Origin of the sequence: Candidatus Mycalebacterium zealandia (assembly GCA_014075295.1) — a bacterium.
Lineage (GTDB): Bacteria > Desulfobacterota_D > UBA1144 > Nemesobacterales > Mycalebacteriaceae > Mycalebacterium > Mycalebacterium zealandia.
On record CP046180.1, the window covers coordinates 522768 to 545070 of the forward strand.

Annotated in this window: 21 protein-coding genes; 11 read left to right on the forward strand and 10 right to left on the reverse strand. The window is 50.3% G+C overall.

The genetic code is table 11. The features are described 5' to 3' along the window. Positions 1–49: 49 nt before the first annotated feature. The 7 genes from GKS04_02565 (at position 50) to argF (ending at position 6992) form a co-directional block, all read left to right on the forward strand. Positions 50–1084 (forward strand): LysM peptidoglycan-binding domain-containing protein, encoded by a 1035-nt coding sequence (locus GKS04_02565; GenBank protein ID QMU56060.1) that lies wholly within the window; start codon positions 50–52, stop codon positions 1082–1084. A 5-nt stretch (positions 1085–1089) separates the two neighbouring features. Beyond that, positions 1090–2010, forward strand: coding sequence for a tyrosine recombinase (locus GKS04_02570; GenBank protein QMU56681.1), 921 nt, complete (start codon positions 1090–1092; stop codon positions 2008–2010). A 1-nt stretch (position 2011) separates the two neighbouring features. Continuing rightward, a complete protein-coding gene (gene hslV, locus GKS04_02575; GenBank protein ID QMU56061.1) occupies positions 2012–2560 on the forward strand; it encodes an ATP-dependent protease subunit HslV in 549 nt (182 codons plus the stop codon). Beyond that, on the forward strand, positions 2560–3936 hold the full coding sequence (gene hslU / locus GKS04_02580) for an ATP-dependent protease ATPase subunit HslU (protein ID QMU56062.1): 1377 nt from the start codon (positions 2560–2562) through the stop codon (positions 3934–3936). Before hslV ends, hslU begins: the two co-directional genes overlap by 1 nt. A gap of 64 nt (positions 3937–4000) precedes the next feature. Next, a complete protein-coding gene (gene argB / locus GKS04_02585; protein QMU56063.1) occupies positions 4001–4873 on the forward strand; it encodes an acetylglutamate kinase in 873 nt (290 codons plus the stop codon). Beyond that, positions 4870–6069 (forward strand): acetylornithine/succinylornithine family transaminase, encoded by a 1200-nt coding sequence (locus tag GKS04_02590; protein ID QMU56064.1) that lies wholly within the window; start codon positions 4870–4872, stop codon positions 6067–6069. The genes argB and GKS04_02590 overlap by 4 nt, the downstream gene beginning before the upstream one ends. Next, positions 6066–6992: an ornithine carbamoyltransferase gene (gene argF / locus GKS04_02595; GenBank protein QMU56065.1), complete on the forward strand. Its 927-nt coding sequence runs from the start codon at positions 6066–6068 to the stop codon at positions 6990–6992. The genes GKS04_02590 and argF overlap by 4 nt, the downstream gene beginning before the upstream one ends. 46 nt (positions 6993–7038) lie before the next feature. On the opposite strand, the gene GKS04_02600 is transcribed toward argF, so the two are convergent. From GKS04_02600 to GKS04_02625, 6 genes are all read right to left on the reverse strand, one after another. After that, positions 7039–7602, reverse strand: a complete 564-nt coding sequence (locus GKS04_02600; protein ID QMU56066.1) for a dCTP deaminase — start codon at positions 7600–7602, stop codon at positions 7039–7041. A gap of 25 nt (positions 7603–7627) precedes the next feature. Further along, on the reverse strand, positions 7628–8665 hold the full coding sequence (gene pheS, locus GKS04_02605; protein QMU56067.1) for a phenylalanine--tRNA ligase subunit alpha: 1038 nt from the start codon (positions 8663–8665) through the stop codon (positions 7628–7630). Next, positions 8662–9525 (reverse strand): protein translocase subunit SecF, encoded by an 864-nt coding sequence (secF, locus tag GKS04_02610; protein ID QMU56068.1) that lies wholly within the window; start codon positions 9523–9525, stop codon positions 8662–8664. Before secF ends, pheS begins: the two co-directional genes overlap by 4 nt. A gap of 100 nt (positions 9526–9625) precedes the next feature. Beyond that, on the reverse strand, positions 9626–11218 hold the full coding sequence (secD, locus tag GKS04_02615; protein QMU56069.1) for a protein translocase subunit SecD: 1593 nt from the start codon (positions 11216–11218) through the stop codon (positions 9626–9628). Then, entirely contained in the window at positions 11215–11481 is a 267-nt protein-coding gene (gene yajC, locus GKS04_02620; protein QMU56682.1) for a preprotein translocase subunit YajC, read from the reverse strand. Before yajC ends, secD begins: the two co-directional genes overlap by 4 nt. Before the next feature lie 213 nt (positions 11482–11694). Then, positions 11695–12477 (reverse strand): 4-hydroxy-tetrahydrodipicolinate reductase, encoded by a 783-nt coding sequence (locus tag GKS04_02625; protein ID QMU56070.1) that lies wholly within the window; start codon positions 12475–12477, stop codon positions 11695–11697. Between the two features lie 99 nt (positions 12478–12576). Here GKS04_02625 and GKS04_02630 point away from each other — a divergent pair, with 99 nt between their 5' ends. The 4 genes from GKS04_02630 (at position 12577) to GKS04_02645 (ending at position 18058) form a co-directional block, all read left to right on the forward strand. Then, positions 12577–13449: a YicC family protein gene (locus GKS04_02630; GenBank protein ID QMU56071.1), complete on the forward strand. Its 873-nt coding sequence runs from the start codon at positions 12577–12579 to the stop codon at positions 13447–13449. Positions 13450–13536: 87 nt separating this feature from the next. Then, positions 13537–14412, forward strand: a complete 876-nt coding sequence (gene sucD, locus GKS04_02635) for a succinate--CoA ligase subunit alpha (GenBank protein QMU56072.1) — start codon at positions 13537–13539, stop codon at positions 14410–14412. 38 nt (positions 14413–14450) lie between these two features. Continuing rightward, entirely contained in the window at positions 14451–16184 is a 1734-nt protein-coding gene (locus tag GKS04_02640) for an ATP-binding cassette domain-containing protein (protein ID QMU56073.1), read from the forward strand. Beyond that, positions 16181–18058 (forward strand): ATP-binding cassette domain-containing protein, encoded by a 1878-nt coding sequence (locus GKS04_02645; GenBank protein ID QMU56074.1) that lies wholly within the window; start codon positions 16181–16183, stop codon positions 18056–18058. Before GKS04_02640 ends, GKS04_02645 begins: the two co-directional genes overlap by 4 nt. Before the next feature lie 146 nt (positions 18059–18204). Here GKS04_02645 and GKS04_02650 read toward each other — a convergent pair whose 3' ends face one another. The 4 genes from GKS04_02650 to rpiA form a co-directional block, all read right to left on the reverse strand. Continuing rightward, positions 18205–18462 (reverse strand): hypothetical protein, encoded by a 258-nt coding sequence (locus GKS04_02650; GenBank protein QMU56075.1) that lies wholly within the window; start codon positions 18460–18462, stop codon positions 18205–18207. 379 nt (positions 18463–18841) lie between these two features. After that, complete coding sequence (locus GKS04_02655) at positions 18842–20701, reverse strand: hypothetical protein (GenBank protein ID QMU56076.1); 1860 nt, start codon at positions 20699–20701, stop codon at positions 18842–18844. Between the two features lie 95 nt (positions 20702–20796). Beyond that, positions 20797–21564: a TSUP family transporter gene (locus GKS04_02660; GenBank protein ID QMU56077.1), complete on the reverse strand. Its 768-nt coding sequence runs from the start codon at positions 21562–21564 to the stop codon at positions 20797–20799. Further along, positions 21564–22292 (reverse strand): ribose 5-phosphate isomerase A, encoded by a 729-nt coding sequence (gene rpiA, locus GKS04_02665; protein ID QMU56078.1) that lies wholly within the window; start codon positions 22290–22292, stop codon positions 21564–21566. The genes GKS04_02660 and rpiA overlap by 1 nt, the downstream gene beginning before the upstream one ends. Positions 22293–22303 lie beyond the last annotated feature (11 nt).

The following is a 22303-nucleotide window of genomic DNA, read 5'->3' on the forward strand; positions in this document are numbered from 1 at the left end:
TTCCCGTTTTGTTTTTGCTATAATTCCGCCCTGTAATATTCCATCAGAAATGGAAAACGGGGGTGGGTTTCTAATGAAAAGATTTTCTGTATTCGCGGTTACGGCTTTGTGTGCCGGTGCGGTCTGGTTTTTCTTGACCGGCGGGCTTGACGGGCAAAAGCAAAGCGACGGCGCGCACAAACAGACTGATACCTTTGTGTTCACTTACACAATAATGCCGGGGGACTCGCTGAACCTCATAGCGCGCAGGTTCGGAATTGCGGCGGACGCGCTTTCATCGACCAATAGCATAGACGGCGACGTTATATACAAAGGCGATACTCTCAGTGTTCCGCTGTCCCTGCACGATGTTGCTTCTCTTCACACGGTCGCCGAGGGCGAAACGGTTTCTTCAATAGCCGCCGCTTACGGAACAAGCGTCCGGAACATAATAAAACTGAACAGAATGAAGAAAGACAAAGTTTTCACATCGCGCAAACTCCTTGTCAACGGCAATCCGGATATCCATTCAAGGTTTGTGGTTTTCAGAGTTGGAATTGGTGACAAGGAAAGTGAAATCTCGCGTGCTTTCGGTTTGGATGTGAAAGAGATTGAGACACTTAACGCCTCAAACGCGGACTGGCGGCAGCCGGGTTCGCACATTGTTGTTGACACTTTTGAATACTCCTACCCCGTGCGCATTCGCAACAACATCATAGAAACCGCGAAAAACTATCTGGGGGCGCCATATAAATACGGCGGAAACTCGCCCGAAACCGGCATCGACTGCTCGGCTTATGTAAAAAGGGTTTTTTCATATTTCGGCGTCAACCTGCCCAGAACCGTAAGAATGATGCACAAACACGCAGACGGACGCTGGCTGAAAAAAGACAGTCTGCAGAAAGGAGATCTGGTTTTCTTTGAAACTGACAGGCCGTTCCCGTCCCACATCGGAATCTACATTGAAGACGGCAAGTTCATACACGCTTCTTCCGTGGGCGGAAAGGTCATCATCTCGGACCTTGCGAAACCCTATTACAAGAGTACCTACATAGGAGCGAAGAGGATTTATCTGGACAATCCGGGCGCGGTAACTATTAAATAAGAGTGATGAAAAAAAAGGATGTCAGGGGTTTTTTGGAAGGTTTCCGGAGTTATCTTGAATACGAGAGAAACCTTTCCCCCAATACCGTTCGCGCCTACATGAGCGATGTCCGGCAGTTCGCGGATTTCATCATCAAAAGCGGGTTAAAACTGTCCGCGATTGAAGTCAGAGACATCAACCGGTACATAGCGGAGCGTTTTGATAAACGCAATTCTAAAACCTCAACCGTGAGAAAACTCGCCGCCGTGCGGACTTTTTTCAGGTTTCTCAATATTGAGGGAGTAACGAGCGGCAATCCCGCCAAAAGCGCGGTATCTCCGAAACGCGCCCGTTCTCTTCCATCTTTTCTCTCGGTGGACGAGATTGACGCTCTTTTAAGGGCGATGAAGCCTCAAGACGGACGGCTTGCGCTGAGAGACCGCGCGATGTTTGAACTGGCTTATTCTTCAGGGCTTCGGGTGAGCGAACTTGTTTCTCTCAAGGTTGAAGACATTGATTTTGAGCAATCTCTGGTCAGGGTTTTCGGCAAGGGCGGAAAGGAGAGAATGGTTCCGTTCGGCTCAAAAGCCGCCGAAGCACTCAAGCGGTATCTTGAAATCAGAGACACTTTCAAACCCGGAACCGCCCGTATTTTTGTCGGGTCAAAAAAAACCGGCATAACTTCGCGCAGCGTTTCAAGAATTCTCAAATCCTACGCGCTTGCCGCCGGCGTAAACAAAAACATCTCTCCCCACACTCTCAGGCACAGTTGCGCCACACATCTGCTTGCCGCTGACGATAAAAACGACAAGGGCGCCAATAAAGACAAATTGAGGGCTATCCAATTGATACTTGGACATTCAAGCCTTTCTTCAACTCAAAAATATACGCACATATCGGTTGAACAGTTGATGAGTATATATGACAATACTCATCCCAGAGCTTGATATGAGCGGCAACTCTACAGGGCAGTTTCACGGAACGACGATTCTCTGTGTAAGCAGAGACGGTAAAACCGCGATGGGCGGAGACGGGCAGGTTACGCTCGGAGACGTGTCGGTGAAACATTCCGCCAACAAGATACGGAAGATTCATTCGGACAAGATTTGCGCGGGGTTTGCCGGCTCAACAGCGGACGCGATAACGCTTTTTGACAGGTTTGAGGCAAAACTTGAGGAATTCAGCGGAAACCTCAGACGCGCCGCGGTGGAACTTGGAAAAGACTGGAGAACCGACCGGGTTTTACGCCGCCTGGAAGCGCTTCTCGCCGTTGCCGACAAGGAGGATATGTTCATAATCTCCGGCGCCGGAGATATTCTTGAGCCCGACGACGGCATTGTGGCCATAGGTTCGGGCGGCACATACGCGAAGGCCGCGGCGCGCGCCCTTAAGGAGTTTTCTACATTGAGCGCTGAAGAGATTGTGCGCGAGTCGCTTTTGATAACTTCGGAGATTTGCATATACACAAACAACAAAATCCGCATTGAGACGATTTGATGAACAACAATTCATTCTTTACTCCGCGCGAGATAGTTTCCGAACTTGACAAATACATAATTGGGCAGGACAAAGCTAAAAGGTCCGTTTCAATAGCGCTCAGAAACAGGTGGCGCCGCCAGAACGTGAGTTCTGAGATGCGCGATGAAATTGTTCCAAAAAACATTCTAATGATGGGACCCACGGGTGTGGGAAAAACCGAAATCGCCCGCCGCCTCGCCAAACTATCTCAGGCGCCTTTTATAAAGGTTGAAGCGTCAAAATTCACCGAAGTCGGCTACATGGGCAGAGATGTTGAATCCATGATCCGCGACCTAACCGAAATCGGAGTCAAAATGGTTTCCGATGAGGAGTCCAAAGCGGTTCGCGCCAAGGCGGAGGAAATTGCCGAGGAGAGGATGCTTGATCTTCTGCTTCCGTCTTCTCCCGAACCCGCTTCCGAAGAAGGCGCGCAGTCCGAGCAATCGCCCGCCACCGAAGCCCGCAAGGAGTCTGAGAAGAAAAGGACAAAGGAAAAACTCAGAAAACTTCTGCGCGAGGGCAAGCTGGATGACAAAACCGTTGAAGTGGAAATCTCGTCCGCCGCGATGCCGTTCCAGATTCTCGGAACACAGGGTGTTGATGAGATAGACATGAATCTGCCCGAAATGCTTGGCAACCTTATGCCCAAGCAGACAAAGAGAAAAAAAGTTGATGTGCCCGACGCGATGAAAATCCTTATACGGGAGGAGTCTCAAAAACTTGTTGATATGGACAAGGTTGTGAAGCTTGCCATTGAGAGGGTTGAGAATACGGGAATCATTTTTATTGACGAGATAGACAAAATCGCCGGTGGCAATTCAAACTCCGGTCCCGATGTTTCGCGCGAGGGAGTCCAGCGCGATTTGCTGCCCATAATAGAAGGGTCCACGGTAAACACCAAGCACGGAATGGTTAAAACCGACCACATCATGTTCATTGGCGCGGGAGCGTTTCATGTTTCAAAGCCGTCAGACTTGATACCCGAAATTCAGGGGCGTTTTCCCGTGCGTGTTGAACTTGAAGCGCTTGGGAAAAAAGAGATGGTAAAAATACTCACCGAAACAAAAAACGCCCTGACAAAGCAGTATGTGGAATTGCTTAAAACCGAGGATATCAACCTTGTTTTCAAGAAAGACGCTATTGAGGAAATAGCCAGAATCGCGATGGAGGTGAACAGCACGACCGAAAACATCGGTGCCCGCAGGCTGCACACAATTCTTGAGACAATTCTGGATGAAATATCTTTTCAGGCTCCTGATATGACACGGAGCAAGTTTGATATAGATGCCGCATATGTCAGGGAAAAAATATCCGAAATCGCTTCAAACAAAGATTTGAGCAAATACATATTGTAGTGAAAAACACATCCGCGCCGTGCGCGCAAGGTGTTATAGTGTCTTTTTCCGAGAGGGAATTAAGATGACGAACAAAGCGACAATTCTTGCCGAGGCGTTTCCCTACATAAAGCAGTTTTACGGAAAAAATGTTGTCGTGAAATACAGCGGCAGCCTTGTGGGTCCGTCCCTTGAAGGGTTTGCTCAGGACATAGCGCTTATGAAGTTTGTAGGGATTAAGCCGGTTGTGGTTCACGGCGGCGGCAGGCAGATAGAGGCGCAACTTAAGAAAGAGGGGATTGAGTCGCGCTTTATAGCGGGCTTGAGAGTAACGGACAAAAAGGCGGTAAAAACAATCGCGAAAGTGCTCGCCGGCAAGGTCAACAAAACCATAGTTACGGCGATAAAAAAGCAGGGCGCCAAAGCGGTCGGCATATCAGGCAATGAATTGTCAATGCTGAAAGTTTGCAAGGCGGACATCAGGAAAATTGCCGAGGCAAGCGGCGTGAAAATTCCGCCGGACGCCGATTTGGGAATGGTGGGTGAAATAAAAAAGGTTAACCCGAAACTGCTGCGCCTTTACGAAAAAGATGGATCCATACCCGTTATAGCTCCAATCGGGAGGGACTCAAAAGGCGACACTTACAACGTCAACGCCGACCATGCCGCGGGCAAAGTGGCTTCCGTGCTCAAAGCGGAAAAACTCATCATGCTCACGGATGTGCGCGGGATAATGGACGGGAAAAACAAACTGATTCCGTCTCTCAATTTCAGGCAGACGGCAAAACTGATAAAAGAGGGAACCATCGCCGCCGGCATGCGTCCAAAAGCGGTCTGTTGCATGGAAGCCCTGTCCGAAGGGGTCCGCAAAGCGCACATAATAGACGGGCGCACTCTCCACGCGCTTATACTTGAAATCTTCACAGACGCCGGAGTCGGGACTGAAATAAAAAAATGAGCCGCGAAATAATTTCTTCCACGGACGCAAACGTGATGAACACTTATTCGCGTTTTCCCATCGCCGTAAGCAAAGGGCGCGGCGCGTGGCTTTGGGACACGGACGGGAAGAAGTATCTGGACTTTACTTCCGGCATCGCCGTAACGACGCTTGGGCATTGCCATACCACTCTTGTGGAAACGGCGAAAAAACAGATGGATGAAGTCATCCACACTTCAAACCTTTTTTACACGGCTCCACAGGCGCGGCTTGTTTCCCTTCTGACCGAACACTCTTTTGCGGATAAGGTGTTTTTGTGCAACAGCGGAACGGAGGCTTGCGAAGGTGCGATAAAATTTGCCAGAAGGTGGGCTGAAAAAAACGGGCGCGAAAAAACCATTGTCTGCGCGGACGGTTCTTTTCACGGCAGAACTTTGGGCGCGCTCGCGGCGACAAGTGGACGGAACTGCCGCGACGGGTTTGACCCTTTCCCGGACGGGTTTGTTTTTATTCCCTACGGCGAGCCGGAAAAAATCTCCGAAGCGCTGGACACTCACCGGGCTTGCGCTTTTATGGTTGAGCCGATACAGGGGGAGAACGGCGTTGTGGTTCCGCCGCAAGACTATATTGCGCGCGCGCGGGAAATCTGCTCGGAAAAAGGCGCGTTGCTTGTGCTTGACGAAATTCAGACCGCGATGGGAAGGACGGGGAAGATGTTTTGTTATGAACACTCGGACGCCGCGCCGGACATCGCGACAATCGCCAAAGGGCTCGGCGGCGGGGTGCCGTGTGGCGCGGTACTTGCAACCGGAGAGGTCGCGGAGCATTTAACGCCCGGTTCGCACGGAAGCACTTTCGGCGGCGGCCCGTTTGCCTGCGCCTGTGCCATAGCGGTGATTGAAGAGGTGCTGAGTTCAGACCTGATCGGGAACGCGCGCCAGCGCGGAGAGCGGTTGCTCAGCGGCTTGCGCATGGCAGATTTTGCCTCCGGAGCGGTGAAAGAGGCAAGGGGCATGGGGTTGATGGCCGGGCTTGAATTTACATCGCCCGAGGCGGCGAAAAGTATCGTAAATGTTTGCGCGGAGAAAGGGCTTTTGACAATCCTTACGGCTCAAATAGTTATGAGGATGCTGCCGCCGCTTATTGTTACGGATGAAGAGATTGATTTTGCCGTAAACGTAATCAAAGAATCCGTTGAGGAGGTTTGTGGGAAGTGAGCCGTCATTTTTTAAGTGTTTTTGACCTTTCAAAAAGTGACATTCAGCAAATAATGTCACGTGCTCTTGAACATAAGGAGATGCACAAAACCGGAGCGGTTGGACAGTCGCTTCAGGGCAAAGCGGTGGGGATTGTTTTTGAAAAGCCGTCAACCCGCACGCGGGTTTCGTTTGAAGCGGCCGCCTCTCTGCTGGGAGCGCACCCGATTTTTATAGACTCGGGCTCAAGCCAGATAAATCGCGGTGAATCTCTTGAAGACACGGCGAAAGTTTTGTCATCCTACCTCGACATAATTGTGGTTCGAACTCACGGGCATGATCGGCTCAAACGTTTTGCGGACGTCTCTTCCGTTCCCGTGATAAACGCTTTGAGCGAACTGGAACACCCCACACAGGCGGTTGCGGACCTGCTCACCGTGGCGACTCATGATATTGATATGGATGATTTTAAACTCGCCTATATCGGAGATGGCAACAATGTGGCGAATTCGCTGATTGGAATGTCATCAATTATCGGTTTTGACATTGCGGTCGCATGCCCCGCCGGTTGCGAGCCGGACGAAATGATTTTGCAAAAAAGCGGAAACAGCAACGGCAGAGCGACTCATATTACCGTTACGGACAATCCGGTTGAAGCCGTTAAGGATGCCGATGTTATCTACACCGATGTGTGGGTAAGCATGGGAAGCGAGGGCGGGGAAGATATCAAAAAGAAATTCGCTCCGTATCAGGTCAATTCCAAACTGCTTTCGCACGCTCCCGAAGACACCGTTGTGATGCACTGCCTTCCCGCGCACAGGGGGGAGGAAATCACCGCCGAAGTTATGGACGACAACAGGTGCATCGCCTTTCAACAGGCGGAAAACAAACTTCATACCGCGAAAGCGGTTTTAGAGTTTTTCCTTGATTGGCGGGATGACTGATTCGAGGAATGGGGACATTCTTCGAAGTTGACTTTTCCAGGGGGTTCTACTTTTTCGAAATTTTCGGGGGTGTAATTCCCTTTTGTTTCTGATACTTTCCTTTTTTATCCGCATAGGATTTTTCGCAAACTTCATCGCCCTCAAAGAACAGAACCTGCGCTATGCCCTCTCCGGCGTAGATTTTTGCCGGCAACGGGGTTGTGTTTGAAATCTCAAGTGTCACAAACCCCTCCCATTCGGGTTCAAACGGCGTTACGTTCACGATTATTCCGCAACGCGCATATGTTGATTTGCCCACGCACACGGTCAGTATTTCGCGCGGGATTCTGAAATACTCGACTGTTCTTGCCAGTGCGAATGAGTTTGGCGGAATAACACAGTCACCCTTGATTGAAACGAACGATTTTTTATCAAAGTTTTTTGGGTCAATAAAAGTACTGTGAATGTTTGTGAACACCTGAAACTCGTCGCTTACCCTGATGTCATAGCCGTAGGAGGAAAGCCCGTAGGAAATCTTTCCCTTGGTTACCTGTGACTGCACAAACGGCTCTATCATTTTGCTCTTTCGAGCCATTTTTCTTATCCATTTATCGGATTTAATTCCTGCCATTTTTTCTCCTTTTTTGGCGACGCTTTTACGAAAACTGCCGCAGAAACCTTATGTCGTTCTCAAAGAAAAGTCTTATGTCGTCGATGCCGAATTTCAGCATTGCCATTCTTTCAACACCCATTCCAAACGCGAAGCCCGAATATTCTTCGGAGTCGTATCCGACGTTTTTGAACACCGCAGGGTCAACCATTCCACAGCCAAGCACTTCAACCCATCCGGTTTTTTTGCAAACCCTGCAACCTTTCCCGTTGCATATGGCGCATTCTATGTCAACTTCGGCGCTCGGCTCGGTGAAAGGGAAAAAACTGGGTCTGAATCTGACGTTGGTCTCGCCGTCAAAATACATATTAATGAAATTTATTATAACGGATTTGAGGTTCGCGAAACTCACGTTTCTGTCAACCATCAGCCCCTCAATTTGATGAAACATCGGCGAATGGGAAACATCGCTGTCGCATCTGTAAACCTTGCCGGGAACAACAACTCTCACCGGCGGTTGCTGTTTTTCCATAACCCGAATTTGAACCGGCGAGGTGTGAGTGCGTAAAACCATCTCGTCCGAAATATAAAAAGTGTCCTGCATGTCGCGCGCGGGGTGGTCTTTGGGAATGTTGAGAGCCTCAAAATTGTAGTAATCAAGCTCCACTTCGGGCCCGTCCACAATGGAAAAACCCAGGCGCTCGAAAATCCCCGAAATCTCGTCCATTACAAGCGTTACGGGATGAAGCGACCCTGTTTCCGTTCCGCGTCCGGGGAGCGTAACATCTATCTTTTCCTTGGAAACCAATTTTTCCACATTGCTGTGTCTGAGGCTTGAAATTTTGTCGCGAACAAAACCTTCAATCTCGTCTTTTGCCGTATTGAGCGTTGAGCCTATGTCGCGTTTTTCCTCAAGAGAAAGGTCTTTCAGGGACTTCATCATTGAGGTTATGGAACCGTTTTTCCCAGTGTAGCGGGACTTAATTGTGTGAACGGCAGGTTCGCTTTCCGCCCCCGCAATTTCCGTGCGTGCCTGTTCCGTTTCGCTTTTTACGCGCTCGCGTATTTCCTCGTTGCCGCTCATGTCATCGCGCCGTTCCGTTTTCTCATTCTTACCACGAAATAGGTCGCGACAAAAATTGAGGAATATGTTCCCGCTATCACACCAACCATTAGAGTGAACGCGAAATCGTGAATGACCGCTCCTCCCAGAAAGAACAGAGGTATGAGGACGATGAAAACGGTTATGGTCGTGAGAATTGTTCGCGACAGAGTGCGCGAAATCCCCGTGTTGACCGCCGTTATAAAGTCGCTTGAAGATTCGTCTTCGGTGTCAAGTGTTTCGCGTATGCGGTCAAATATGACAATTGTGTCGTTCACCGAATATCCGACCACCATAAGAAGCGCGGCGACTATGGAAAGCGTAATTTCTTTGTCCGTAAAAGCCAGAAAACCCATTGTTATAACAACGTCGTGAACAAGCGCGGCGACGGCTCCGGTCGCGTAGCCGAGTTCAAACCTGAAAATGAGATACAAAAGAACGGCGACGCAACCGAGCAAGAGTGCTATAACCGCTTTTTTCACAAACTCCTTTCCCACATTGGGTCCGATGTAGTCAATGCGCAGTATGCGCGCCTCCGCAAAACGAGCGCTTTCTCCGGCGGTTTTAGTGAAAGAGGTTTTGAAGGCGTTGACTTTTTCCGATGACAGTTCATTCACGGTGAACTTAACAAGAAACTCTTTATCAGCCGCTATTCCGAATCTCTGAACTGAAACCGGCTCGTATCCCGAAGCGGTAAAAATCCGCCTGACTTCCGTCTCCATTACCGAATGGCCCGAAGCGGGCGCTTTTATGTGAACTTCAGTCCCGCCCGTGAACTCAACTCCGGGCCTGGGACCCCCGTCCATAACAATGGCGGCAAAGCACGCTGTGACCAGCAACACTGAAAAAATCGCCGCGGAGCCGAACCGGGATGTAAAATTAACAACTCTCAATTTCTCTTCATATCTCCAAAAATATAACAAAGGCGGTAGTTTCGCACGTTCACGCTCCCTTTTCTTTCCATAGAAATCCTGAAATAAGACGCGCAATTATCAGATTGCTGAACACCGTACAGACGATTCCCGCGCACAAGGTTGCCGCAAAGCCCTTTATTGGCCCGTTGCCGAACCAAAAAAGCACAAGCCCCGCGAGCAAAGTGGTAACGTTTGCGTCCAGAATTGTTCTGATAGACCTTTTGTATCCGGTTTCAATGGAGTGAAGACGGGATTTTCCCGCTCTCATCTCCTCTTTGATTCTCTCAAAAATGATTATGTTTCCGTCAACCGCAATTCCGAGCGTTAAAATCATTCCCGCGATGCCCGGAAAAGTGAGAGTTACGCCCAGAGAGGCGAGCAGCCCCATTATCAGAAACATGTTGATTCCCAGCGCCAGATTAGCGACTACTCCGTGCGTGCCGTAGTAAAGAATCATGAACACAATAACGAGCGCGCCGCCCACTATCATTGAGAGTTTCCCTTTTTGTATTGAGTCCTTTCCAAGCGAAGGACCTATGAGCCGCTCCTGTTCAACCGTAACCGGAACATTCAATGCTCCCGAACGCAGAACAAGCGCCAAGTCTCTGGCTTCCTCCTGCGTGAAGGAGCCCGTTATCTGTCCCTCAAAACTTATGCGGCTTTGAATAACCGGAGCCGATTTCACAATGCCGTCAAGAACAATCGCAAGCCGGTTTCCTATGTTCGTTTCGGTTAGTTTTCCGAACTTTCCCGCTCCTTGTCCTGAAAAACTGAACGAAACCGCGGGTCTGCCGAAACTATCAAACGTGAGCCGTGCGTCCGATATGTGTTCTCCCGTAACCGAACTTCCGGACTCTGTTACGAAGAAGTTTTCATTACCTCCCTCAAAACTTTGATGGATTGACAGATTTTTTTCTTTTAAGCCTCTTTCGGTTGCCATTCCCGCGTTGGTAATCGCCTCGGAGCGTGAAAAACCCTGCCCGTGCACTTTCTTGAATTCCAAAACTGCGGTTTTCTTAATGATGTCAACAATCCTGTCCCTGTCTTCGTCCGAAGCTCCGGGAACCTGTATTACGATTTTACTGTCTCCCAGCCGCGTGATTGACGGCTCCACCAGACCGAAGTCAAGAACCCGGTTTTCTATGACCTGACGAACCTGATCAATTGAACTGTCGCGTATTTCGGAAATGCCGTAGTTGCTCGGAAAAGCCCTGATGCTCAATTTTTCGAGAGAGGAGCGGACTGTGAGTTCGGGAAACTTTATCTCTATGGCTCTGAGCGCTTTTGAGAAGAAATCCGCGCTTGAGAACTTCATTGAAATGGCAAAATCTTTTATTTCGGCTTTTGTTATCGCCTCGGCGGGGGGGTCAAACTCTTCTTTGACTGTTGCGAGAACACCTTCAAGCCGTCTGTTGACGCCTTGATCGGTTTCAACTCCCAGTTGAATAAAGACGCCGCCGCGAAGGTCAAGCCCGAGACGGATTCCCCGCGCCGGAAACGCTTTTGACCACCAGTCGGGCAACGCGCCGCCCCAGATATTGGGGGCCAGAAAAATTACCGAAAGGACAATAAGAGATCCAACAATGGCAAGCCAGAGTTTTGAAACTCCGCCCAATATCAGTTACCAGCCTCTTGTTCCGTTTTGGAAGCCGCCGCGGACAGTGTCGCTTTCACCGTCACTCCCTTCGCTATTTCAAGCGTGATGATTTCTCCGTCTCTGTCGGTTATTGTCGCGTATATGCCGCCGTTTGTAATGACTTCATCGCCGCGTTTGAGGCTTTTGAGCATCTCATCTCGCACGCGTGAACGCTTCTGTTGCGGGCGTATAATTAAGAAATAGAAAATCACAAAAAGAAGAACAAAAGGCAGCACACCCGTCAGCATGGACTGCCCGCCTCCGCCTCCCTCCTGAGCGAAAACCTCCGAGGGAACGGGAATAAAAGTTAAGGCGGCAACCGCCAGTATGCGAAAATTGAAATTTTTCAAAACTTGAAACTCCTCCGCAAGAAAGCGTTTTTTTGAAGTAAAACCTGCGATTTTATAACCATTATGCAGTTTGTTTTCAAGCGACCATCCAATTTTGCCGCCCGTAATTTCTTAAAGCCCCAGAACTTCCTTCATTTCGTATATTCCGGCGGGTTTGCTGCCAACCCATCTCACTGCCTTGATAGCTCCCGCGGCAAAAATCTCTCTGCCGTGCGCCTTATGCGAAAACTCAACCCTTTCGCCGCGTCCGAGGAAGAAAACCGTGTGATCTCCGGGGGTGTCGCCACCTCGGATTGACTGTATTCCTATCTCATTTTTCCCGCGTTTGTTGTCCGTCCCCTCTCTTGCGCAGACGGCGGTTTTTTCAAGCGTTTTGCCCCTTGCTCCGGCGGCGGCGCGGGCAAGCGCCAGAGCCGTTCCGCTTGGCGCGTCCGTTTTTGCCGAATGGTGCGCCTCCACCACTTCTATGTCAAAATCCGTGCCGAGTTTGCGCGCCGCCTCCGCGACAACGCTTTCAAGCAGATTTATTCCAATGCTCATGTTGGGCGCTATTACGCACGGGAAGGACTTTGCCGCGCGCTCAATCTCTTTGCGCTGTTTTGAGGAAAAGCCCGTTGTTCCAATAATCATTGCTTTACCGGTCTTCGCGCACCACCGTGCGTGAGACACAGTGGCTTCGGGCGATGTGAAGTCCACGATTACATCGGCGGATTCAGACGCTTTTTTTATGTTCCCGCAAACCTCAACGCCCGCGACTTCTCGCCCGACCAGAGCGTGCCCGGTTTTTTCATAAAGACCCGCAATCTTGATGTCGCGCGTTTTCGCGGCTTCAGAGATTATCGACGAGCCCATGCGCCCCGCCGCTCCCGCTATGGATATTTGAATGGTTTTCATCTTTTACATAGTGAGAAAATTAAAGTAGAATCACTCCGTTTCCGGTTAGGTTAAACACCGGACGCGGCAGTTTCAAGAAACGCCGTAAAACATCCTGAAATGAAAAGTATGACGGGCTTCGGAAGAAGCGAAATGGAAGTTGAGGGCGGCAGGCTCATTGTCGAAGCGCGCAGTGAAAACCACAGGTTTTTTGACACGCGCATCCAACTTCCCGAAGCGGTCGGGTTTCTTGAGAACGACATTCTTAAACTGTTAAAAAAGGTCGCGCTGAGGGGAAAGGTGAAAATCACCGTCATATATGAAAGCAACCGGGCGGACAGTCCTGAAATTAACTTTGTCGCCGCACGCTCCGCTTTTGCGAGTCTTAAAAAACTCAAAAACACTCTCGGTCTCAAGGGAGACATAACGGTTGACCACATACTGTCTTTCGGGGAGTTGATTACAAAAACGCCATCCGTTCGCAAGCCGGGACGGAAAAAGGCGGGGCTTGTAAAAAAAGCATCTGAGAGCGCGATAGACAATCTGGACAAAAGCAAAAGCCGCGAGGGCAAACTTCTTCACAAGGATTTGCTTCTGCGCACCGCGAAATGCAAACGTATTGTGCTGAAAATCAGTAACGAGCGCGGCAAGCACGAAAAAGAGGTTAAGCGCAAACTTGCGGAGAAGGCGCGTTCTCTTAAAAGCGAAAATGCGGACGAAGCCAGAATCTATCAGGAGATTGCCGCCGTGTCCGAGAAAAGCGACATAACCGAAGAGATAGTGAGGATGAACTCCCATCTCGTCCGTTTTTCAGAGTTTGTTTCCAAGTCCAATGTTTCGGTGGGAAAGGAGCTTGATTTTCTCACTCAGGAGATGAACCGCGAAGCCGGAACCATTTCGGCAAAATCGAAATCTCCCGCCATTTCTCATCTGGCGGTGGATTTGAGGTCGGAGATAGAAAAAATGCGCGAGCAGGTTCAAAATGTGGAATAGCGGTTTTGAAACGCAAATCCGGTTGTGTTACCTTTTAGGGCTTCGGGGCGGTGGTAAGCCGACTTTCGGAACGGAGAAATAAAAAGGATGAGTGTTCTTGTTGATAAAAATACCAAAGCGATAGTGCAGGGAATTACCGGAAGCCAGGGGCTTTTCCATGCGACGCAGTGCAGGGAATACGGAACTTCGGTAGTCGGGGGCGTAACCCCCGGAAAGGGTGGAACCGAGGTTGAAGGGTTCAAGGTTTTTGATTCAGTTTCGCAAGCTGTGGACGCGACGCAGGCGAACACTTCACTTATCTTTGTGCCTGCTCCATTTGCCCTTGACTCCATACTTGAAGCCGCCGAAGCGGGAGTGGAACTCATAATCTGCATAACCGAGGGTATTCCGACCCGCGATGTTATGGTAGCGAAGAACTTCCTCAAAGGGTCGCGTTCGCGGCTTGTGGGACCAAACTGTCCCGGTGTGATGACTCCGGGAGAGGCGAAGGTCGGAATCATGCCCGGATACATACACAAACCCGGCAGGGTGGGCGTCATATCCCGTAGTGGAACTCTGACGTATGAGGCGGTGTGGCAGCTTTCCAATCTCGGTATAGGGCAGTCTTCATGCGTTGGCATAGGTGGAGACCCGATAATTGGAACTACCTTCACAGACGCCCTTGAACTGTTCCAGAACGACCCCGACACGGACGCGATAGTGCTTATCGGAGAGATAGGCGGCAGCGATGAAGAAGAGGCGGCGGATTATATTAAAAACAACATTACCAAGCCGGTTGCCGCTTTTATAGCGGGTGCGACCGCTCCTCCGGGCAAAAGAATGGGGCACGCCGGAGCCATTATTTCGTCAAGTTCAGGCGGCGCGGAGGACAAGTTCAAAGCTCTTGAACTTGCCGGCGCAGCTATTTGCAGAAGCCCCGCGGAAATGGGTGAAACACTGAAAGGGAAGATGGGAAATAGTTGAGTTTCCCGCTCCGCCTTTTTCTGTTGGCGCGGTAGCGGATGGAAAATCGCGAACAGATTTCAAAACAGACAAGCATTCCGTCTCTGCTTAAGAGGCATAAGCCTCAACTTATAGCGGGGATTGTTGCACTTTCGGTTGTTGACCTGCTGCAGATGGCGATACCGCTGGTGATTAAGCAGGCGACTGACGCTTTTGTGCGCGGCGGACCGGACGCTGCGGATTTCGTCAAACTCTGCGCTTTTTACATTCTGGGCATGGGTGTTGCCATTTCGCTTTTCCGCTTCGGATGGCGTTATTTCATAATGGGTTCTGCGCGCAAGATAGAGCGCAGCCTCAGAGACGAATTTTTCTCTCATCTCCAGCGGCTTGATATATCCCAAATTACCTCACGCAAGGTGGGGGATTTGATGGCTCACGCCGTCAACGACGTAGAAACTCTGAAGTTCGCCTGCGGACTCGGCGTTCTGGTTGCCTATGACGGAATGTTCCTTCTGGTTTTCATAATGGGCGCGATGTTTTACATATCGCCTGTGGTCGCGGCGGTGCTATGTGTGCCGTTTGCAATAATGATGATTTTCGTCATAAAAGGTGGAAGGGAAATAGAAAAACGGTTCAGAAAAACTCAGGACTCTTTTTCGCTTCTGACCGAAAGCGCCCGCAGACCGATTCTCGGCATTAAAGCTGTCAAGTCTTTGCGCATGGAGGAGACCGAAACCGGGAACTTCGGCGAATCAAGCCGTCACTACGCGCAAAGCAACATTCACCTCGCACGGCTTTGGGCCGTATATCAACCCGCCATTTCACTGTGTGTTGGAATCGCCGGAGTCGCCTTTCTTCTGCTCGGTGGCGCGCACGCGATAGAGGGGGAGATGACGCTTGGAGATTTCACCGCGCTACTTGTCTATCTGTCGATGCTCTCTTGGCCCATGATGGCGATGGGCTGGGCTCAGGACATTCTGCGCAGGGGTAATTCCTCCATCAAACGTCTCAATTCCATTTTGAAACTCAGTGTCGCACCGGACGTGCGGGAGGTTTTTGCGCGAATGAAAGGCGACCTGCAAGTGCGCGAAACAGGCGTTTCATTCGGAGGAGTGAAGATTCTTGACGGCTGTTCTTTCACCGTGCGCTCGGGTGAAACCGCATGCATTGTAGGCGTAACGGGGTCGGGCAAAACCACGCTTGCGAACATAATCAGCGGAGAAACCGAATCCGGCGACGGCTCAGTGCTTATCGGTGGAACCGACACACGGTCGATAAGGCGCGCGCAACTTAAAAGAGATTTTGTTCGTGTTGACCGTGAGGCATTTATCTTCAGTGGCACGGTGAGAGAAAACATCAACTTTATGCAGCCCCGCTCTGATGAAGAAACCCGGCGCGCGGTGGAAATATGCGGAATGACCGAAGAGATTGAAGGGTTTGAACGGGGCCTTGACTCGGTTCTCGGAGAGCGGGGAATCAATATTTCCGAAGGGCAGAAGCAGAGGGTTTCAATTGCTCGCTCAGTCATTTTTGAGCCGGCGGTTTTAATCCTTGATGACGCGCTTTCGTCCGTTGACCTTTCAACCGAAGCGAAAGTGACTGACAACTTATGTCGCTGGGCAAAGGAGACCGGAACGGCTCTGATTATTATCTCAAGCCGCACCAATTCCTCGCATCTGGCGGACGTGATTATGGTTCTTGATGGCGGAAAAATCGCCGAGAGGGGAACGCATTCCGAACTTGTGGCGCAAGACGGCATCTATGCCGGAATGCACAGGATCCAGACGCGATGAACGGCAACAGAGGAGAGAAAAACATATTCACCACCCTGCGCGACAGGAAAATGCTGTCGTGGCTTGCCGGATTTATCAGGCGGCGCGGCGGTTTTCTTGCGGCGGCTTTTATTCTTATGACCTGCACCGCCGCGCTTGAGATTGCCGTGCCGTATATCGCGCGGCACGCAGTTGACAACCATATTTCGCTTTTGTGGCAGAAAAATTCTGCGGGCAAAATTGTTGAAATCGCCTCTTCCGCGCCTCCGTCCCGGGGAGGGAAGACCAAAAGATACCTTGTGGTTGACACAAGCAATCCCTCTTCGAAATCATCAAAAATAGTGGAGCGCAACCCCGAACTGTTTGAGCTCGCCCGCGGCACGGCGCATATAAGCGAAAAGAATTTGCTTTTGTTGTCCGATGGCGAAATCAAAACTCTGAGGGCGACGGACATGGACGGCATTGTCCGCCTTGCGGTCATTATGATGCTTTGTGTTGTCGGAATTTTCTCCATGTCTTCGCTCTCAAACTATCTGCTTAAAGTGTCGGGCGAACACATAATTCGCGACATTAGGGAGCGGACTTTCAGGCGCATAATGTCTTTACCGCAGAAGTTTTTTGACGAAAACCCGACCGGCAGAATCACAACGCGCGTTACCAACGATTTGAATTCCATAAGCGATATGTATTCTTCGGTGGTTGTCCAAGTGCTCAAAGACCTGTTCCTTTTCGTAGGGGTGGCGGTTGTGATGTTCAGCCTTGATTCCGAACTCGCGCTGACGATGATATTCATAGTCGGCGGCACGGCATTTGTGGCGCATTTCTTTCGCAGGCGTCTCAGGTTTTCGCACCGCAGAATAAGACGCTCAATAGCGCGACTCAACTCATTTGTGCAGGAAAGCGTAAGAGGAATCCGAATCATAAAAGACTACGGAAGAGAGGATCAAAACTTCGGCAGATTCAGGGAGACGAACAAGGAGAATTTTCTCGCCAATATGGAGCAACTATGGGTTTTTGAGGTTTTTCGTCCGTTTATTGAATATGCCGCTGTTGCCGCGATAGGGATTATAATCTGGCACGGAGGCACGGGCGTCATTGACGGGAAGTTCACGGCCGGGACTCTGATAGCGTTTATCTATTACACAAGAATGATGTTCCGACCCGTGCTTGAAGTGTCGGAGAAATACAACATTCTCCAGTCCGCCATAGCGGCGACTGAAAACCTTTATGACATCAACGAGGTTGACCCGGAGAGGGCGGGCGAATTGTCGTCCTCTGAGCGCGGGGGTGAGATGGAGTTTCAGAATGTGTGGTTTTCCTACGGAGGTGGAAAATGGGTTCTGAAAAATGTGTCTTTCAAGATGTCCGCGGGTGAGTGGGTGGCAATTGTGGGGCTTACGGGTTCGGGTAAATCCACCATGTTCAACCTTATGTTTCGTCTCTACGAGCCGCAGAGAGGCAAGATACTTTTTAACGGCATTGATACTTCTCACGCTGATTTAAAATGGCTCAGAAGCCGGATAGCACCCGTTTTTCAGGAAAGAAAATACTATGAGAAAAAGGACGATTCGCGTGGAGGGGCTCTGTCTTCGGGCGAGGAACAGATTAAAAATATTGACGAAGTTCTGGCGGGCGAGCCCGCGATTGTGATTATGGACGAAGCGACATCAAACATGGACGCGAGAACCGAGAAGGACTCCGTCAGAAAAGTTCGGGATTTGTCTCTAAAAAGAGGATTCAGCCTCATAACTATAGCGCACCGGCTGTCGAGCGTGCGCGAAGCGGACAGAATAATGGTCGTCCACAATGGCGAGATTGTTGAAACGGGAACCCACAGCGAACTCAGCGCCATGCGCGGGGTTTACAACTCTCTGGATAAATTCGCCAGCGGCTGAAAATGTGAGTTCAAATACGGGGAACACAATTTTTGCGCTTGTCAAAAGGCGGCAATTGTTAACTAAACATCGCAACGTCAGAGGTTAAGATAGATTAAAGTATTGTGTCTCCGAACTTTTGAATACAAGACACTAGGTCTTGATTATTATTTATCTATTCTAATACATTCAACAAGTATTTCCTGTGTTGAGACTGTTGCTTTTCCTCTTCGCAGTATCTCATAACTGTCCCATCCATCTTTTTCACACTCTTTTTGGGCTTTTTTATAACACTCAACTATCTCTGAGCAGCTAATAGAAAGTGCAGAAACTCCTCCGGGTCCAGGAACAGGGACGGCTTTCGTAAAACAACCTGTAACTGACATCAGAGTAATTCCCACCAATATGAGTTTAATTTTATTCATAATAAGCCTCCAATTTGTATTTCTCCGACACAAGATGCCATGTCTTGATTGCCGTATAGTAGCACAATTAGAGGCTTGTTCTATTTCCCGCAAGGGTCTTTGTATTCCAAACCCGACAGAGCGGGTTCTAAGGAAAGGAAAGAACCAGCATTCACTATAAAATCGGCACCCCAAACCCGTCAATGAAAAAAGGACGCAGTTTGCTCAAACGGCGGAAACACCGCCAAAACCGATACCGCTAAAGAACCTCAAGCAGTTTCAGACCGGAAAGAACTATGGCGACCACGAGGAAATAGCGCACCGCTTTCCCCTCCCTTTTTTATTCACAGGGATTTCAGATGTTGAAGATGCCCCCCTCTAAGTGGCAAATTCCTTATTGTTAAAACTCAAACATAACCCCGATGCGCCCGCCGATTGTGTCGTCGCCCGTTTCCCAGCCGATGCCCGTGCTGAACTGCACATTCTCATGCGTGCGCATGGCAAACGAAGCCGCGGCAGCATACTCTTTGTTGTATGTGCCGCTTCCAAGTCCGAAACCTATTCTCTTGCCCGGTGAAATTGAAGGCATTTGCATCGCCATAGCCATAGCAACACCACTGGAGTTCTTTTCCACATCTCTACTGTTTATTATACCGCCGCCCGCTGAGTCAAGCGAAACGGTTCTTAAGCTGATTGAGCCGTCTTCGTTCCTGTCTTCAACAACCAACCTTCTGTCCTCAGAGGCTTCCGGCGCGGACGCCCCCTCTCCGATGTCTGGCGCTTGGCTGTAACCAGCGTCAGGATTGCGGTTGTTTGTCACATCACCAGCCGTGCGCAAAACGCCCTGCTGAGCCCGCCCGACTATGCTGTCTGCGTGCGGGGTGTCTGAGTCTATGGAGCCAGCCGTGGGCGTGCTGTCTGCCGGGTCGCCGTATAACGCCCTGAAAAGGTATTCATCTCTTTCGGGGATACCTGTTCCCGAACCGCCGCTGCCCTTGCCCAATTCTCTGAACTCTCCCAAAGTGGTATTAACCGGATTGCCATCCCTATCCACAAGCGCGCCTCCGGGGCTTACAAGTGATGTTACGAGAGACTCAAACTGCTCACGCACATTGTCACCCACCAGGGTAACACTGCCTGTTGACGTATTGATTGTGATTGTGTCGCCTGCGGTGTTGGCTGCCATCACCTCTGATATTGCGTCGGTGCGTGCCAACAAATTCATTTGCGTTAATTCCGCAGTGTTGGCGGCGGCTATGGTGTCTTTAATATCCCTTATCTGCGCAAACGCCGTGCCACCAGTGGCGGCGGTGTCAGTTCTTGTGCCGAGGTCATTGCGCAAGGCCGTGTCCGTGGTTGTTCTTGCGGTTGTTTCCGCGCTAATGGCGGTGCTTGCGGTGCTTTCATCTCTAAGCCTCTGGGGTACGAATTCGGTTCCGCTTTTAGTGGCAAATGAACTCAAATTGTATGCCCCTATCAGCACATCGGTGTGAGTTGAATTGCCAATGCGGATTTGGTTCGCGTTCGCCGAAACATCTTTGCCAATGGCAATGCCCATTTCGCCTCTCACACTCGCTCCCACACCAATCGCTATGGAGTTTATTCCGGTCGCAATCGCATTCCTGCCTATGGCTATGGAATCCAATCCGGACGCCCTCGACTCCTGTCCCAAGGCGGTTGAATTCTTTCCGGTCGCGTTCGCCAAATGACCAAGAGCCGTTGAAGCCGACCCGGTCGCATTCGCCACACGACCAACCGCCGTTGACTTTGTACCTGTCGCGCGTGCGCTCGAACCAACCGCCGTTGAAAATGAACCCGCACGCGTATCCTGACCAAGAGCCGTTGAACTTGTACCTTCCGCATTTGATAAATGACCAAGAGCCGTTGAAGCCGGCCCGGTCGCATTCGCTACACGACCAACCGCCGTTGACTTTGTACCTGTCGCGCGTGCGCTCGAACCAACCGCCGTTGAAAATGAACCCGTCGCATTTGCTCTCTGACCAAGAGCCGTTGAAAATGAACCCGTCGCAATTGCCCCCTGACCAAGAGCCGTTGACCTTAAACCTGTCGCACGCGCATCCTCACCAACCGCCGTTGAATCTTCTCCGCTTGCGTTTGCACAAGTTCCGAAAGCCTCTGCGTTGGTGCCTGTTGAAAATGCCACTCCTCCACATTCTTGCGCTTGCACTTGCGCTTGCGGAACGCAAAAAAGGACTCCAACAATTAACACCATCTTGCTGAATTTTCTATATTTCATCATTGCGGGTTACTCCAAAAATTCAAGATGACTCCCCCCCCCCCCCCAAAAAAACAACAGCAGAGGGTTTTTTCGCCCTAATTCCTCAATTTCAATTCTTATAAAAACCCAAGCAGTTTCAGACCGGAAAGAACTATGGCGACCACGAGGAAATAGCGCACAGCTTTCGCTCCTTTCCTTACCGAAAGTTTTGCTCCCCACCATCCGCCAAGCGCGGAGCCGGCCGCGAGGTTCAACCCTTTGAGAATATCAACATCTCCGAAATAAAAGAAGATGCAGACCGCCGGAATCGTGTATATCAGCACGATAAAAATCTTGCGCGCGTTGACAGAAGCGATGCTTCCGCCAACCAAGTGAAACAGAAGAGCCATAATCACAAGTCCTACTCCGACTTGTATGAAGCCCCCGTAGAAACCCGCCGCCACAAGTCCCGGATAAATGAGCCAACCCCGCTTACCGCGCGCTTCTCCGCCCGCCTTCAATGACGGCAGAAACATTGACGCCGCCACCACCATAATCGCGATGGCGACTATTTTTTTGAACATCTCATCGTCAATCGTTACCGCCGCAAAAACGCCGCAAACCATTCCGGGCAGGGTCAAAAGCGAAAGTTTAAGACTGTGGCGCAAGTCTGCCACGCGCTCTTTCGAGAAAGACGCGCTTGCCGATATATTCTGAATCAGGATTGAAAGGCGGTTTGTTCCGTTCGCTTCGCCTCCGTCCAGACCGAGAAAAATAAGAACCGGCAGGGTTAGCGCCGAGCCTCCGCCCGCCGTAACATTTATGACTCCAACCGCAACTCCGATGAGAAAAAGAAAAACCTGCGGAAAAAACTCCGCAACTTCAGCGGAAAGAAACTCCGCCATTATTCAACCCGCAGATGCTCCACATCTTCATCGGATGAAACCAGAATGTCCGTTGTGGTCGTGAGAAACAGTCCGTGCTCAACGATTCCCGCTCTCCACACGAGAGATTCGGCAATAATTTTCGGGTCGTAAATAGGGCCGAAATCGCAGTCCAGGATGTAGTTTTTTTCGTCCGTCTTGAAGGTTTTGCCGTTTTCGTCTTTTCTAAGTTCCATCAGGGTCGCGCCGAGGGTTGAGATGAATCTGCACACCGGTCCAACCGCGAACGGTATAACCTCAACCGGAACATGGCAGATCATTCCAATTCTTTCAGACAACTTGCTTTTGTCTATAACGATAATATTTCTTGAACTCTCCTGAGCCACGATTTTTTCGCGAAACATCGCGCCGCCGCCGCCCTTGATGACATTAAAGTCGCGGTCAACCTCGTCCGCGCCGTCAATCGTCACGTCTATCGCCGAGTCGCGTTTGAATTTGTTGTCTATTGTGAGACCGAGTGATTTTGCGTAAGCGGCGGTTTGAATTGAACTCGGCACGCACACTATTTTCCCTATGACGCCCGATTGGACTTTTTCCGCAAGGTATTCAACCGCAAACGTGGCGGCTTTTCCCGTTCCCAGCCCGACAACCATTCCGGAAGAAACAAAATCAACGGCCATTGAAGAGGCTTTGCGAACCACCTTTTCATTGAAGCTTCGTACGGGGTGCTTTTTCTTGTGAATTCCCATTGGAAATGGAC